Origin of the sequence: Streptomyces piniterrae (assembly GCF_005048155.1) — a bacterium.
Taxonomy (GTDB): domain Bacteria; phylum Actinomycetota; class Actinomycetes; order Streptomycetales; family Streptomycetaceae; genus Streptomyces; species Streptomyces piniterrae.
Map to the genome: position 1 here is coordinate 222,768 of NZ_SUMB01000006.1, position 15,340 is coordinate 238,107.

A 15,340-nucleotide genomic window follows, 5' to 3' on the forward strand; every position below is an offset into this window, starting at 1 on the left:
ACGGCAGGTGTGGCCCCGATCACAGCGGGAGGCAGTCGTGAGGACAGCGACACTGGGACCGGCGCAGCGCAGCGAGGCGCTCACCCGAATGGCGGAGCCGGAGTTGGACGTTCTCGTGGTCGGCGGCGGGGTCGTCGGCGCCGGCACGGCACTGGACGCGGCGACCCGTGGGCTGGCCACCGGGCTCGTCGAGGCGCGCGACTGGGCCTCGGGCACGTCGAGCCGGTCGAGCAAGCTCATCCACGGCGGCCTGCGATATCTGGAAATGCTGGACTTCGCGCTGGTCCGGGAGGCGTTGAAGGAGCGGGGGCTGCTGCTGGAGCGGCTCGCCCCGCATCTGGTGAAGCCGGTGCCGTTCCTCTATCCGCTGCAACACAAGGGCTGGGAGCGCTGGTACGCCGGCTCGGGCGTCGCGCTCTACGACGGGATGTCCATCTCGTCCGGGCACGGCCGCGGACTGCCCGTGCACCGGCATCTGTCCCACAAGCGCGCGCTCCAGGTGGCGCCCTGCCTCAAGAGAGACGCGCTGGTCGGCGCGTTGCAGTACTACGACGCGCAGATGGACGACGCGCGCTATGTGGCGACGATGGTGCGCACCGCCGCCGCGTACGGCGCGCATGTCGCCAACCGGGCGCGGGTGGTGGGTTTTCTGCGCGAGGGCGAACGGGTGGTCGGCGCGCGCGTACAGGACGTCGAGACCGGCGACGAGTACGAGATCCGGGCCCAGCAGATCGTCAACGCCACCGGCGTGTGGACCGATGACACCCAGGCGCTGATCGGCGAGCGCGGGCAGTTCCACGTCCGCGCCTCGAAGGGCATCCATCTGGTCGTCCCCAAGGACCGGATCCATTCGACGACCGGGCTGATCCTGCGGACCGAGAAGAGCGTGCTGTTCGTCATCCCCTGGGGGCGGCACTGGATCGTCGGGACGACGGACACGGACTGGGATCTGGACAAGGCCCATCCGGCGGCCTCCAGCGCGGATATCGACTATCTGCTGGAGCATGTGAACGCGGTGCTTGCGACACCGCTGACCAGGGACGACGTGGAAGGGGTCTATGCCGGGCTGCGGCCTTTGCTGGCGGGGGAGTCGGACGCCACCAGCAAGCTGTCGCGCGAGCACACCGTCGCGCATCCGGTGCCGGGCCTCGTCGTCGTCGCCGGCGGCAAGTACACCACCTACCGGGTGATGGCCAAGGACGCCGTGGACGAGGCGGTGCACGCGCTGGACCATCGGGTCGCGGAGTGCGTGACCGAGGACGTACCGCTGGTCGGGGCCGAGGGCTACAAAGCGCTGTGGAACGCGCGGGCCCGGATCGCGGCGCGCACCGGGCTGCATGTGGCCCGGATCGAGCATCTCCTCAACCGCTACGGCTCGCTGACCGAGGAGCTGCTGGAGCTGGTGGTGGCCGATCCTTCACTGGGCGAACCGCTCGCGGCCGCCGATGACTATCTACGCGCCGAGGCGGTCTACGCCTGCACCCACGAGGGCGCCCGGCACCTCGACGACGTCCTCACCCGCCGGACCCGCATCTCGATCGAGACCTTCGACCGGGGCACCCGCAGCGCCCGCGAGGTGGCCGAGCTGATGGCGCCCGCGCTCGGCTGGGACACCGACCACGTCGAGAAGGAGGTCGCGCACTACCGGAAGCGGGTCGAGGCGGAGCGTGAATCGCAGCGGCAGCCGGACGATCTGACGGCGGATGCGGCGCGGCTGGGCGCGCCGGACATCGTGCCGCTGTAGCGGAGACGGGACCGTCGCTAAGTACGGCGCCGCGACGCGCAGAACTCCGCCGTCAGTACGGCCGTTCCGTGGTCCGGGTCGGGGAGGTCGTCGGTGTTCACCCGGTAGCTGACCAGGTGCTGCCCGTCGGCGGTGCCCGCGGTCTGCGCGTACGAGCCGTTGATGTCGCCGTTGTGGCCCCAGACCGTGACACCGCACGGCAGCTTGGTCGCGAACAGACCGAGGCCGTACGCCCCGCCGGTGTCCTTCTCGCTGCGCAGCTGGGCCATCTGGCGCGGCGGCAGCAGGTTGCCGCCGAGCAGCGCGGCGAAGAAAAGGTTGAGATCGGGCAGGGTCGTGATCATCTCGCCCGCCGCGCCGGCCCGGCTGGGGTCGAGGGAGGTGGCGTCCACCCGGCGGTCGCCGATCTGCGTGTAGGCGCGGCCGTGCGGCTTCGGCAGCGCCGGGTCGGTGCCGGGGAAGGAGGTGTCGTCGAGCCCGACGGGGACGAGGACGCGGCGGCGCACCTCCGCCGCGTACGGGTGCCCGGTGACCGCCTCGATGACCAGACCGAGGATGAGGTAGTTGGTGTTGGAGTAGACGTAGCGGGCGCCCGGCGCGGCGGCCTGCGGGTGGCTGAGAGCGATCCGCAGCAGCTCGGCGGGGGTGTGGCTGTCGTAGCGGTGGGCGCCGAAGCCCGTGCCGTACAGCTCATGGGAGAGCCGGGCATCGTCCGTGTAGTTGAACAAACCACTCGTATGGTCCAGGAGCTGGCGGATGGTCACTTTTCGCAGATCGCTGCGGTCGCCTTTTCCGGTGGCCGGCACGCCGCGCGGCAGATGCGCGGCCGCGCTGTCGCTCAGGGACAGCTCCCCCTCCGCGACCAGTTGCAGGACGACGGTCGCCACCAGGGTCTTGGTGAGACTGCCGGCCCGGAAGTGGTCTATGGCGCCCATCCGGCGGCCGCTGCGCACATCCGCCACACCGGCCGTGGAGAACCGCGAGCCGGTGAAGCGGCCTTCGCGGGTGATCAGGGAGGCCGCGCCCGGCGCTCCGTCGTCGACCAGTCGGTGCAGCGCGCGCACCGTCGTGGCGGGCGGCCGTTCGGCCGTCCCCGCCGACGGCACCCGGACGGCGCCGCCCTGAGCGGCGCAGGCCGTCAGGGCCGGCGCGGCGAGCGCAGCCACGAGGATCGCGGCGCGGCGGCGGCCGGCCGCCGCCCGGGACAAGCGCATCGTCATCGGGACTCCCGTTCGTCGCGGCCATCATGACGGGTGCGCGCAACGCCGTACCGCGCGCCCCGGGCCTTCCCCATGGCCGCGGATGAGGGAGAATGAAGGCTCTGCCAGGGTGGGTTGTCCGAGTTGGGCTAGTTTGGTGATCGATGGGAAATCGAAGCTGCCAACTCGGCTGGATAGCAGAGGGGATGCAGTGGGCGACGAGGTCGAGATGGACGGCAAGGAGGGCAGGCTGCTCGCCGGCCGGTACCGGCTCGCCGATGTTCTCGGCCGGGGCGGCATGGGCACGGTCTGGCGGGCCCGCGACGAGGTCCTGGGCCGTACGGTCGCGGTCAAGGAACTGCGCTTCCCCGGTGGGGTCGAGGAGGACGAGAAGCGTCGTCTGATCACCCGCACACTGCGCGAGGCAAAGGCGATCGCCCGGATCCGCAACAACGGCGCCGTGACGGTCTACGACGTGGTCGACGAGGACGACCGGCCGTGGATCGTGATGGAACTCGTCGAGGGCCGCTCGCTCGCCGAGGTCGTCCGCGACGACGGCCCGCTCACCCCGCGTCGCGCCGCCGAGGTCGGCCTCGCCGTCCTGGACGTGCTGCGCGCCGCCCACACCGCCGGCATCCTGCACCGCGACGTGAAGCCGTCCAACGTCCTGATGTCCGACGACGGCCGGGTCGTACTGACCGACTTCGGCATCGCCCAGGTCGAGGGCGACCCCTCGGTGACCTCCACCGGCATGCTCGTCGGCGCCCCCTCGTACATCTCCCCTGAGCGGGCCCGCGGCCACAAGCCAGGACCGCCGGCCGACATGTGGTCGCTGGGCGGCCTGCTCTACGCCTGTGTCGAGGGTGTCCCGCCGTACGACAAGGGCTCGGCGATCGCCACGCTGACGGCGGTGATGACCGAGCCGGTCGAGCCGCCGAAGAGCGCCGGCGTCCTGGAAGAGGTCATCTACGGCCTGCTGGTGAAGGACCCGGCGGGCCGGCTCGACGACGCGGGCGCGCGGGCGCTGCTGCTGGACGTCGTCCACGCACCGGAGGACACCGGTCCGAAGGCGCCCGAGCCCGCCATGGACGAGACCCGCGCCATAGAGCTGCCGACGCTGCCGGAGAAGCGGTCGCCGGCCAAGCCGGAGAAGCGGTCCCTGACCAAGCCGGCGAAGCGCAAGACGAAGGCGAAGCCGGCGGCCGGCGCCACCGCTCAGGCCGCGGCGCCCGCGGCACCGAGCGCGCCGGCGCGGGCCGAACGCCCGGAGACCTCGGCCGGTGCCGCCCGTAAGGACGCGGCAGGCACGGCCGCGTCCGACAAGGACACCGATCGGGCCGAGAGCCGGGAGCGGGCGGATCGCTCGGACCGTGCGGACCGTCCGCCAGTTGTGGCGACCCGCACCGGAGCCGCCTCCGACGCCGCCAAGGAGCGGATGCGCGGCGCCCTGGCGTCCGTACGCAACGCCGCCACCGCCGCGGCCGCCGCGGCCCGCAGCGACTCCAGACCCGGAGACGGGAACCGGCCGGCCCCGAGGGCCTCGGTGACCGATGTCGTACCGCGCCGCACGCTCATCATCGGGGCCGTGGTCGTGGCACTGGCCATCCTGGGCACGATCCTGGCCCTCGCCCTGAGCGGGGACGAGGAAAAGGGCGGCAAGCGGTCCGGCTCGGACAACAAGGCGTCGGCGAGCCACGGCAATCCCTCCAAGGACTCGGCCGAGGCGAAAGAATCCGCCACCACCGGCGAGGAGTCGGAGGAGGGGGACGGCAAGAACCCGACGGAGCCGGGTGCCTCCGGTCCGTCGACGCCGAACGCCACCCCGGCCGACGACAAGAAGCCGCCGAAGGGCTTCGCCGAGGTCTCCAACGGCCGGTTCCACTTCACCATGGCGATGCCCGACGGCTTCAAGCAGACCGCCACGGCGGGCGAGGGCTCCGGTGCCATATACAGCGCCTCGGGCGGCTTCCCGCGGGTTCAGATCGACTACAACGCCAAGCCCGGTACCGATGCCGCGGCCTCGTGGCGCAGCCTGGAGCCGAGCGTGCGCAACTCCAGTGAGGACTACCACCTGATCGGCATCAAGTCCGTGCAGTGGCGGGGTTACCCGACCGTCGCGGACTGGTCGTTCACCCGTACCCAGAGCGGTGAGCGGGTGCGCGTACTCAACCGCGGCTTCAAGGCCGACGACCAGCACGGCTACGCCATCATGATCACGTGCCTGGCCGACAAGTGGTCGGAGAAGGAGTGCCGGGAGCTGCGCGACACGGCGTTCCGGACGTTCGCGGTGAAGGACTGAAACGTTCGTGCCGAGCCGGGGCCGCGCGGGCGCAACGGCCCCTCGGGGCACGTATCGTGAGACATCGAAGACCGTAGGTATCCGCAATCGGCGGGAATGCGACCGGAAGTGACCGGAGACGTCGGCGCGCGGGCGGCCGGTTCCGGGGAACGGCAGCCAACAGGCGCTGCGGGGAGGCGTCGTGGACGAGTACGCGGGGAGGGTGCTCGCCGAGCGCTACCGCCTGCCGTTGTGGCCTTCCGATGCCGACTCCGGGGACGGCGCGGGGGACGACGACTTCGCCGAGTGCCCCGCGTTCGACACCTACAGCGGTCAGGAGGTCCTGGTCCGCCAGGTGCCGCTGCCGGAAGTCGTGGAGGCCGAGTTCGTCGACGGGGGGCGCTTCGGGGAGGGTGAAGGGTCCGGCGCGGGGTACGGCGGCGCCGGTGCCCGTCGGACGACCGGCGTGGCGGATCGCAGCCCGCGGGACCCCGCCGTACGGCGCGCGTGGGAGGCCGCGACGGCGGCCGCTGGACTGCCCGATCACCCCCTGCTGGAGCAGGTCTTCGACGTCTTCGCGCAGGACGGCAGCCTGTGGATAGTGGGCGAACGCGTCGCGGCCCGCCCGCTGGCCGCGCTGCTCGCGGCGCAGCCCCTCTCCCCGCATCGTGCCGCGGAAATCGCCGCGGATGTGCTCACGGCGCTGCGCGCGCTGCAGGCGCACGGCTGGATCCACCGCAACATCACCGACCGTACGGTGCTGATCTGCGACGACGGCCGGGCGATCCTCACCGGCCTGGCGCTGGGCGCGGCGCAGGAGGCGCTGTGCGGGTACGAGCCGGTGCCCCAGGAGGCGGAGGCCGAGGCGGCTGAGGCTCTCGAAGTCGCGGCTCCCCGAGCCGTGGTGCTCACCAAGGACAGCGCCCGTACGTCCTCCTCCGCCGCCACCGCCTACGGCCGCCCCACCGCCGGCCTCGCCGCCGAGCGGGCGCGGCAGGCCCGGCTGAACGTCGTCGGACCGGTCACCGAGCGCTGGGCACCGGAGCAGGCCGGACCGCTGGACGAGGAAGGGCGCCCGGCGGCGCCGGTGGGACCGGCCACCGACCTCTGGGCGATCGGCGCACTGCTGTTCCGGAGCGTGCTCGGCCGTCCTCCCTACCCCGAGGAGAGCGCCGTCGAACTGGCGCGACTGGTGTGCGCGCAGCCGCCCGGCTCCGCCGAGGAGTGCGGGGCGCTGCGGCCCGTCGTCGAGTCGCTGCTGAGCCAGGACCCCGCGGAACGCCCGGACTTCGAGGAACTGCGCGGCCGGCTGCGGACGCTGATCCGTACGGCGCCGGAGCCGGACGTCGGCAGCCGGCTGGTGACGATGCCCGCGCTGGGCCGCGGCACGGATCCGCGGCGGCTGCCGATCCTGCGGCGGCGCGGCGAGCTCGTCCGCAGGGGGCGGCTCAAGAAGGGCCGGACTCAGCGCGTAGGCCCACCGCAGGCGCGGCCCGTGGACCGGCCGCAGGCCCCCTCGGCGCCCCGGCCGCCGAAACCGCTCCGCGAGCCGGTGCCCCGCCCGTCGCGGCCCGCCCGTGCGCCGCGGCAGGCGCGCGGGCCGCGGCATCTCGGCCGGCTGCTGCTCGGGCTGATCCTGCTTCTCCTGGTGGGTGCGGTCGCCTTCGCCATGCTGTTCATGCCGAAGTCCGGCGAGGGATCGGAGTCGGGGCGCGACGGCGCCGCGCCCACCGGCACGTCGGGCGCCACGGGTGCGGACCCCGGTGCCAGCCCCGCGCCCTCCACCGGTCAGGACGGCGACAACGGCGGTGGCCAGGACGGGAGTTCCGCCGGCACCGGCCAGCCGCAGTCCACCACGCCCGCCGACCTCGCCGAGGGCTTCCAGGTGCGCAACGACCCCGCAGGCTTCCAGGTCGCGGTCCGCGAGGGCTGGCAGCGGCGGGCGGCGAACGAACGGGGCCAGGTCCGCTATCTCGGCGGGGACTACGAGCTGGTGATCGTGCCCGGCCGCGACACGACCGGCCGCTTCGGCACGGACCCGATGGCCTACCAGCAGAACAAGGAGGCCGAGCTGGCGCCGTACCGCTCCTCCAACTGGTCGTCGTCCTCCGGTCTGCGCCGGATAGACGTCGGGCAGACGGCGATGGCGGAGGGCACTTTCACCTGGCGCGACCGCAGCGGGCGCGAGGTGTACGTACGCAACCTCGCGATGATCCACAACGGCCGCTACCACCTCGTCCTCGTCATCGGCCCGGACGACGGGCGGCATGAGGTGGACCGGCTCTACGAGCAGGCGACGAACGCCTACCGGCCCGGCTAGTCGGCTCAACCCAGGCCCGGCGCACCCGTTGTGGGCCCAGGGGTCCACCGCTAGCCTGAATCTGACGGGGCATCAGATGCTGCGGGCAGGGGGCAACGGCGGGCATGGACCTCACCTACACGGAAGAAGAGGAAGACTTCCGGGCCCGGCTCCGGCGGTGGCTCGACGAGGTGCTGCCCAAGCTGCCCGCGAAGCCCGCCGCGACCGACTGGCCCGGCCGCCGCGCGTACGACGCGGCCTGGCAGCGGATGCTGTACGACGCCGGGTACGCGGGCCTGCACTGGCCGCGGGACGCCGGGGGGCAGGGCGCCACCCCGACCCAGCACCTGATTTTCCTGGAGGAGACCGAGCGGGCCGGCGCGCCCTACGTCGGCGCGAGCTTCGTCGGGCTGCTGCACGCGGGGCCCACCATCGTCGCCGAGGGCACCCCCGGGCAGCGCGCCCGCTGGCTGCCGCCGATCCTGCGCGGCGACGAGATCTGGTGCCAGGGCTTCAGTGAGCCGGACGCGGGGTCCGACCTCGCGGCGCTGCGGACGAGGGCGGTACGGGACGGGGACGCGTACGTCGTCAGCGGCAGCAAGATCTGGACCTCGCACGCGGAGGTCGCCGACTGGTGCGAGCTGCTGGTGCGCACGGATCCCGGCGCGCCCCGGCACCGCGGCATCACCTGGCTCGCGATGCCGATGGACGCGCCGGGCGTGACGGTGCGGCCGCTGCGCACCCTCGCCGGGTCGACGGAGTTCGCCGAGGTGTTCCTCGACGAGGTACGGGTGCCGGTCGGCAACCGGGTCGGGGCGGAGAACGACGGCTGGCGGGTGACGATGGTGACCCTCTCCTTCGAACGCGGCACCGCCTTCGTCGGCGAGGTCGTCGCCTGCCGCCGGGTGCTGGGCGAACTCGCCCGTACCGCCCGCGCCAACGGCCGCTGGGACGACGCCGAACTGCGCCGCAGGCTCGGCCGGCTGAGCGCCGAGTTCACCGCCCTGTGGCGGCTCACGCAGTGGAATGTGAGCGAGGCCCAGAGGTCCGGCGGGCTGCCCGGGATCGGCGGCTCGGTCTTCAAGCTGCGCTACTCGCACGCCCGGCAGGAGCTGTACGACACGGCGGCCGAGGTGCTGGGCGCCGGTGCGCTGGACGCGGACCACACCTGGGTCGCGGACCGGCTCGCCGCCCTCTCGTACACCATCGCGGCCGGCACCTCGCAGATCCAGCAGAACATCGTCGCCGAGCGGATCCTCGGCCTGCCGAAGGGGCGGTGACCTGCGATGGACTTCCAACTCACCGACGACCAGAAGGCATTGCGGGACGGCACGCGGGAGCTGCTGGCGGGGCGGTTCGGCCGGGAGCGGCTGCGCGCGGCCGTCGACGACCCCACGCTGGACCGTGCGCTGTGGCGGGAGCTGGGTGCGGCCGGATTCTTCGCGCTGCGGCTGCCGGAGGCGGACGGCGGGGTGGGGCTGGGCCTGCCGGAGGCGGTGCTGGTCTTCGAGGAGGCCGGCCGGGCGCTGCTGCCCGGACCGCTGGTCGCCTGCCAGCTGCTGGCCGGGGTGGTGGACGGCGTCGCGGCCGGCGAGAAGATCGTCGGGCTGTGCGAGGCGGGGGCCGACCCGGTGCTCTGGGAACATCCCGCCGACTGCCAGGAATTGATCTTGCTGGAAGGGGCGGAAGGGGCGGAAGGCGGGGCCGTGCGGCCACCGGAGGGGGCGGAAAAGGGGCGCGCGGATCAGGCGTATGGAAGCACTGCAGCCCTGATCTCATGCGCCCCTTTTGCTTCCGTCGACCCCCTCACCCCGCTCGCCCGCGTCCTGGACGCCCCGCGTACCGCCCCGCTGTCCCTGGACGTGCCCCGGCTGCGCCGCGAGGCCGCGCTGCTCACCGCCGCCCAGCAGCTGGGCGGCGCGGCCCGCACGCTCGAAATGGCGGTGGCGTACGCCCGCGAGCGGGAGCAGTTCGGCGCGCCCATCGGCTCCTTCCAGGCGATCAAGCACCTGTGCGCGCAGATGCTCGTACGGACGGAGATCGCCAGAAGCGCTGTGTATGCGGCAGCGGTTACCGACTGTGTGCACGAGGTGACCGGAGCGAAAATGCTCGCGGACCATGCCGCGGTGCGAAACGCCCGGGACTGCCTCCAGGTGCACGGCGGGATGGGCTTCACCTGGGAAGCCGATGTCCATCTGCATCTGAAGCGCGCCTGGTTGCGGGCCGAGCGGTGGGGCACGGCGCGCGAGGCGGCGGAACTGCTGGCCGCGGGCCTGGTGGCGTGAGGTGGCGGGCTGTAGTCGCGCGCCGCCGCCCGATAACCGGCGATGTCAGACTCTGGCAACTTGTGTGCGAAATGCCAGACGGTGCACACATAACCGGTCACGGTCTGTCGATATCGGGTTGTGTCCTAGGCGTGACTCGTCACAGGGGGGAGTCGGGGTTCCGCTCGGGTACGCTCCGTTGGGTGCGAGTGGTTCTGTGGCGCAACGGTCGCGGTGCCGTCGAAATGGCGGCTCCGGGGTACGGACTGCGCGCCGCTCGCCTCGGGCTGGGGCCCGGAATTCCCCGTTGTTCGACTCCCCGAAAAGCGCGTCGCACAGTATGCAGCATGCATACTCCCTTGCGCTGGAATATGCCCGAAGCGCTTGTTGGGGTGACCGAACGTCAACCATGCTGTGCTTCGCCGGAGTCACGCACCGTGACTCCGTGGAGGCGCGAGGCGATGTTTCCGCCGGTTCGGATGGTGTGAGCGGTGCAGGTGCTTCAAGTGCAGTTGGAGGTGCGGCCCGACCCCGCGGAGGTGGGGCGGGCCCGACGGTGGGCCCGGTCGCGGCTCGCGGGGTCCGGTATAGGGGTCGATGAACCACTGGCGGAGACACTGATCCTGCTGATCTCGGAGCTCGTCACCAACGCCGTGGTGCACACCGGCTCGGCCGCCGAGCTGCGGATGCGCTTCTCCGGTGCGGGCCCCGTGGTGGGCACCGTACGCGTCGAGGTGGTGGACGCCAGCACTCGTCCGCCGCGCCAGCGGCACGCCGACGGCGAGGACACCAACGGCCGCGGCCTGGAACTGGTCGACGGACTGGCCGACCGCTGGGGCTGGCAGCGCGAAGGCGCCGGCAAGCGGATCTGGTGCGAAGTGGACCGCGGCCAGCCGCTGCTGATGGCGGCGGGTGCCGAACTCGGGGCGTATGAACCCCAATGCACCATGGCAAATCGGGCGTAATGGGAAATAGTCCAGACCTGGTGTTGACGTAGCGTCGGCCGTTGATCACCCTTGTGTGGAGCGATTCGCCGTGAGGGGACGCCGAGGTTCCAAGGAGCCGGGAAACCGGCCCGGGGTCTTGGCGAGCGCGGGTCGCGGCCTGGAGCCGGGTGGCGGTCCCGCGGTGCCGTGCTCGGGGCGCGCATGAGCGTGCACCGCCACCTGGCCGCCCGCCTCGGCGGGGAGCGTCGGCGACGCCGGCTCCCGTGCCCCTCTAAAGGACCGCTACCGGTGCCACCGGTGTGCCGGATCCCCCGACGAACGGCTCGGCCATCGCCGAGAGGAAGAACGTCCAGCGGCCCTCCGTCGCGCAGGCCGTCGACAGCTCCTCCAGGTTCCAGTTCTGACCCTGCATCATCCCCATCTCGACCAGATCGAGGGCGTGCACGGGCAGCCACAGGTTCTCGATCTCCGGCGGGAAGATCTCGAAGGTCAGGGTGTCGTTGGCGACCGCGGCCACGTCCCGGGCGTGGAACCACTCGGGGGTGTGCAGTGACAGACCCGGCGACGGGAAGGCGTACGCCTGCCGGTCGCCCGCCAGATAGTGCTGCATCTGCCCGGTCCGGACGAGGACGATATCGCCGGCCCGGACCGTCGTACCGGCCAACTCCTCGGCGGCGTCGAGGTCTTCGGGGGTGACCGCCCGCCCACCGGGCAACCGGTCGGTGCCGTGCGCGCGGGCGATGTCCAGGAGGACGCCGCGGGAGGCGATCGGGGCGGCCTTCTCGATGCCGAGGCTGGTGGCGCCGCCGTGTGCGGTGATGGACTCGGCGGGACGGTTGTTGTAGAGCCGCCCGGAGTGCGAGACATGGGTGAGGCCGTCCCAGTGGGTGGCGGCCTGGAGGCCCATGGTGACCGCGTCGTCCGAGGTGGCGACCGTGCCGGGGCCGAAGATCTCCTGATTGATGGCGGTCATGGTGTGCAGCGGGTTGATCCGCCCGTGAATCATGCCGGTCTGTACGCCGTCCTGTTGGAGCGGGAGCGCGAGCGGGACGCGGCGGCCGCTGCGGATGCATCCGGCGGCCTCCCGTACCACCTGATCGGTGATCAGGTTGAGCGTCCCGATTTCGTCGTCCGTCCCCCAACGCCCCCAGTTGTTCACGCGTTTGGCGATGTCGTGGAACTCCTGCGGCAAAGGCATGGGGGCCTCCCGGGGCTTGTGTTTGACGCGCGCCTGCTCAAAAATCTAACGGTCCGTCAGAAAGCTCGGGAAGGGGTGCGGCATGGGGAACTTCTTGGCCGGCAAGGTGGTCGCCGTCACGGGCGCGGGACGCGGCATCGGGCGCGCCGTCGCACTCGCCTGCGCCGAGCAGGGCGCCCGCGTCGTCGTCAACGACTACGGCGTCTCCATCGACGGCGCCGAACCGAGCAGCGAGATCGCCGAGGCGGTGGTCAAGGAGATCGAGGCGGCGGGCGGGACGGCCACCGCCGTCGCCGATGACGTCTCGACGATGGCGGGCGGCCAGCGGATCGTGGACACCGCGCTGGCGCAGTACGGGCGCATCGACGGCGTGGTGTGCGTCGCCGGGATCCTGCGCGAGCGGATGCTCTTCAACATGTCCGAGGAGGAGTGGGACCCGGTGGTCGCCACTCACCTGAAGGGGACGTTCACGGTCTTCCGCGCGGCGGCCGCGGTGATGCGGCGGCAGGGCTCCGGCACGCTGATCGGCTTCACCAGCGGAAACCACCAGGGGTCGGTTTCCCAGGCCAACTACTCGGCCGCCAAGGGCGGGATCATCTCGCTGGTACGGAGCGCCGCGCTCGGTCTGCACAAATACGGAGTGACCGCCAACGCGGTGGCGCCGGTCGCACGGACGCGGATGTCGGCGAATGTGCCGATGGAGCTGAAGGAGATCGGGGAGCCGGAGGATGTGGCGGCGTTCGTCGTGTATCTGCTCAGCGAGCGGGCGCGCGAGGCCCGGATCACCGGACAGGTCTACACGGTCGCCGGGCCGAAGATCGCGGTCTGGTCCCAGCCGCGCGAACTGCGTTCCGCCTATGCCGATGGGGGGTGGACGCCGGAGAAGGTCGCCGACGTGGTGTCGGGGGCGGTCGGCACCGACCCCATGCCGATGCTGGCGCAGCTGTCCGCGATGGCCGAAGCGGCGCGGGGCGGGGCGCGGCCCAACGCATGACGCTGCGCTCGGCCGGGGTCGTTCTTCGGCTTTCCCATGGGGCCGAGTCGGCTCAGACGACCCGCAGGGGAGACGACATGAACTTTGAGTTCGGGAGCGAAGACGAGGAATTCCGGGCCGAGGCCAGGGCCTGGCTGGCGGACCATCTCGACGGGCCGTACGCGGAGTCGGCGGGCCGCGGCGGGCCCGGGAGCGAGCACGAACGCGCCGACGCCCGCCGCGCGTGGGAGCGGGAGCTCGGGGCCGGCGGGTGGATCGGGCTCGGCTGGGACCGTACGCACGGAGCGTACGGGAACCGTGCGGCGAGCCTGACGCAACAGGTCGTCTGGGCCGAGGAGTACGCACGGGCCCGGGCCCCGGGGCGGATGGGACACATCGGCGAGAACCTGCTGGCGCCGACCCTGCTCGCCTACGGCGACGCCGCGCAGCGCGCCCGGTTCCTGCCGGCGATCGCGCGCGGCGAGGAACTGTGGTGCCAGGGCTACAGCGAGCCGGAGGCCGGGTCGGATCTGGCCGGTGTGCGGACCGTCGCGGTCCGGGACGGTGACACGTACCGGATCAGCGGCCAGAAGATCTGGACCTCGCTCGCCGCGGAGGCCGACTGGTGCTTTGTGCTGGCGCGGACCGACCCGGGGGAGCGGCGCCACCGGGGCCTCTCGTTCCTGCTGGTGCCGATGGACCAGCCGGGCCGGATCGAGGTGCGTCCGATCCGGCAGATGACGGGCACGGCGGAGTTCAACGAGGTGTTCTTCGACGGTGCGGTGGCCCGGGACGTGGTGGGCGGGGAGGGCGCCGGCTGGCGGGTGGCGATGGGGCTGCTCGCGCGGGAGCGGGGCGTGTCGACGCTCGTCCAGCAGATCGGGTTCGCGGCGGAGCTGGCGGAGGTCGTCGATGCCGCGGTGCGCTGCGGTGCGCTGCGGGACCCGGTGTTGCACGGTCAACTCGTAGCGCAGTGGGCCGAGTTGAAGGTCATGCGGTGGAATGCGCTACGGACCCTGGGTGCGGCCGGTGACGCGGGCGCGCCCAGTGTGGCGAAGCTGCTGTGGGGCGGCTGGCATCAGCGTCTCGGGGAGCTGGCGATGCGGGTGCGCGGGGCCGCAGCCGCGCTGGGCCCCGCGGACTGGACCGCCGACGCGCCGTACGAACTGACCGCGGCGCAGCGGTTGTTCCTGTTCACCCGGGCCGACACCGTCTACGGGGGCTCGGACGAGATCCAGCGCAACATCATCGCCGAGCGTGTGCTCGGCCTGCCCAGAGTGGAGCGGCGATGAAGGGCGTCATTTTCGACGGCGAGCGGCCCCGGGTCGTGGACGATCTGGAGGTGCGGGATCCGGGGCCGGGGGAGGTGCTGGTCGGGATCCGGGCCGCCGGGCTCTGCCACAGCGACTTGTCAGTGGTCGATGGGACGATTCCCTTCCCGGTGCCGGTGGTGCTGGGGCATGAGGGAGCGGGGGTGGTGGAGGCCGTGGGGGCGGGCGTCGGCCATGTGGCGCCCGGTGACCATGTGGCGTTGTCGACGCTGGCGAACTGCGGGGCGTGCGCGGAGTGCGACCGGGGGCGGCCGACGATGTGCCGGAAGGCGATCGGGATGCCGGGGAGGCCGTTCCGGCGGGGCGGCGCCGAGCTGTTCAACTTCGCGTCCAATTCGGCGTTCGCGGAGCGTACGGTCGTCAAGGCGGTCCAGGCGGTGAAGATCGCCGAGGATATTCCGCCGACGTCGGCCGCGCTGCTCGGGTGCGGGGTGCTGACCGGGGTCGGCGCCGTGCTCAACCGGGCGCGGGTCGACCGCGGGGACTCGGTCGTGGTGATCGGTACCGGCGGTATCGGGCTCAATGTGCTCCAGGGTGCGCGGATCGCGGGCGCTTCGGCGATCGTCGCGGTGGACGCCAATCCCGCCAAGGAGGCGGTGGCGCGGCAGTTCGGGGCGACGCATTTCATCGACGCTTCGGCGGCGGACACGGACAGCGTCAAGGCGGTGAAGGAGATCCTGCCGACCGGGGCCGACCACGCCTTCGAGTGCGTGGGCAGCACCCGGCTGATCCGGCAGGCGATCGATCTGCTGGACCGGCACGGTCAGGCGGTGCTGCTGGGTGTGCCACCGGCCGGCGCGGAGGCGTCGTTCGTGGTGTCCTCGATGTATCTGGACAAGTCGATCCTGGGCTGTCGCTACGGGTCGTCCCGGCCGCAGCGGGACATCGCGCTGTACGCCCGGCTGTACCGCGAAGGTCGGCTGCTGCTGGACGAGTTGGTGACCACGGTCTATCCGGTCGAGGACTTCGCGAAGGCGGCGGACGACGCACACCATGGGCGGGTGGCGCGGGCCGTGCTGACGTTCGCCTGACTCGGTGGCCGGGGCTCGGGGCCTTCCGGCCCCGACCCGTCGGGCAGGCCCAAGCGTCCCGGCCCGGCCCGTGGGC

11 protein-coding genes are annotated in these 15,340 nt (G+C 72.2%); 9 read left to right on the forward strand and 2 right to left on the reverse strand.

From position 1 onward, the window contains the following. Positions 1-37 precede the first annotated feature (37 nt). Positions 38-1,744, forward strand: a complete 1,707-nt coding sequence (locus FCH28_RS19570; RefSeq protein WP_136741343.1) for a glycerol-3-phosphate dehydrogenase/oxidase — start codon at positions 38-40, stop codon at positions 1,742-1,744. A gap of 17 nt (positions 1,745-1,761) precedes the next feature. On the opposite strand, the gene FCH28_RS19575 is transcribed toward FCH28_RS19570, so the two are convergent. Further along, a complete protein-coding gene (locus FCH28_RS19575) occupies positions 1,762-2,964 on the reverse strand; it encodes a serine hydrolase domain-containing protein (RefSeq protein WP_136741344.1) in 1,203 nt (400 codons plus the stop codon). Positions 2,965-3,154: 190 nt separating this feature from the next. On the opposite strand from FCH28_RS19575, the gene FCH28_RS19580 reads away from it, so the two are divergent. The 5 genes from FCH28_RS19580 (at position 3,155) to FCH28_RS19600 (ending at position 10,749) form a co-directional block, all read left to right on the forward strand. Then, positions 3,155-5,242 carry a serine/threonine-protein kinase gene (locus FCH28_RS19580; protein ID WP_187363871.1) on the forward strand — a complete coding sequence of 696 codons (2,088 nt, stop codon included), beginning with the start codon at positions 3,155-3,157 and terminating at the stop codon, positions 5,240-5,242. A gap of 181 nt (positions 5,243-5,423) precedes the next feature. After that, positions 5,424-7,541: a serine/threonine-protein kinase gene (locus FCH28_RS19585; RefSeq protein ID WP_136741345.1), complete on the forward strand. Its 2,118-nt coding sequence runs from the start codon at positions 5,424-5,426 to the stop codon at positions 7,539-7,541. A gap of 104 nt (positions 7,542-7,645) precedes the next feature. Beyond that, a complete protein-coding gene (locus FCH28_RS19590; RefSeq protein ID WP_136741346.1) occupies positions 7,646-8,800 on the forward strand; it encodes an acyl-CoA dehydrogenase in 1,155 nt (384 codons plus the stop codon). Between the two features lie 6 nt (positions 8,801-8,806). After that, positions 8,807-9,805: an acyl-CoA dehydrogenase family protein gene (locus tag FCH28_RS19595; protein WP_136741347.1), complete on the forward strand. Its 999-nt coding sequence runs from the start codon at positions 8,807-8,809 to the stop codon at positions 9,803-9,805. Positions 9,806-10,275: 470 nt separating this feature from the next. Next, a complete protein-coding gene (locus FCH28_RS19600) occupies positions 10,276-10,749 on the forward strand; it encodes an ATP-binding protein (RefSeq protein ID WP_136741348.1) in 474 nt (157 codons plus the stop codon). Between the two features lie 253 nt (positions 10,750-11,002). Here the strand turns inward: FCH28_RS19600 and FCH28_RS19605 are convergent, their stop codons facing one another. Next, entirely contained in the window at positions 11,003-11,929 is a 927-nt protein-coding gene (locus FCH28_RS19605; protein WP_136741349.1) for a cyclase family protein, read from the reverse strand. 82 nt (positions 11,930-12,011) lie between these two features. On the opposite strand from FCH28_RS19605, the gene FCH28_RS19610 reads away from it, so the two are divergent. From FCH28_RS19610 to FCH28_RS19620, 3 genes are all read left to right on the forward strand, one after another. After that, complete coding sequence (locus tag FCH28_RS19610) at positions 12,012-12,923, forward strand: SDR family oxidoreductase (protein WP_136741350.1); 912 nt, start codon at positions 12,012-12,014, stop codon at positions 12,921-12,923. A 77-nt stretch (positions 12,924-13,000) separates the two neighbouring features. Further along, positions 13,001-14,194 carry an acyl-CoA dehydrogenase family protein gene (locus FCH28_RS19615; protein WP_136741351.1) on the forward strand — a complete coding sequence of 398 codons (1,194 nt, stop codon included), beginning with the start codon at positions 13,001-13,003 and terminating at the stop codon, positions 14,192-14,194. After that, entirely contained in the window at positions 14,191-15,264 is a 1,074-nt protein-coding gene (locus tag FCH28_RS19620; RefSeq protein WP_136741352.1) for a Zn-dependent alcohol dehydrogenase, read from the forward strand. Before FCH28_RS19615 ends, FCH28_RS19620 begins: the two co-directional genes overlap by 4 nt. Positions 15,265-15,340: the final 76 nt, after the last annotated feature.

Bases quoted from the DNA above. Each gene is read 5' to 3' on its own strand.
- FCH28_RS19575 (WP_136741344.1), bottom strand. From the start codon at position 2,964: ATGACGATGCGCTTGTCCCGGGCGGCGGCCGGCCGCCGCCGCGCCGCG.
- FCH28_RS19590 (WP_136741346.1), top strand. From the start codon at position 7,646: ATGGACCTCACCTACACGGAAGAAGAGGAAGACTTCCGGGCCCGGCTC.
- FCH28_RS19595 (WP_136741347.1), top strand. From the start codon at position 8,807: ATGGACTTCCAACTCACCGACGACCAGAAGGCATTGCGGGACGGCACG.
- FCH28_RS19605 (WP_136741349.1), bottom strand. From the start codon at position 11,929: ATGCCTTTGCCGCAGGAGTTCCACGACATCGCCAAACGCGTGAACAAC.
- FCH28_RS19610 (WP_136741350.1), top strand. From the start codon at position 12,012: ATGGGGAACTTCTTGGCCGGCAAGGTGGTCGCCGTCACGGGCGCGGGA.
- FCH28_RS19615 (WP_136741351.1), top strand. From the start codon at position 13,001: ATGAACTTTGAGTTCGGGAGCGAAGACGAGGAATTCCGGGCCGAGGCC.
- FCH28_RS19620 (WP_136741352.1), top strand. From the start codon at position 14,191: ATGAAGGGCGTCATTTTCGACGGCGAGCGGCCCCGGGTCGTGGACGAT.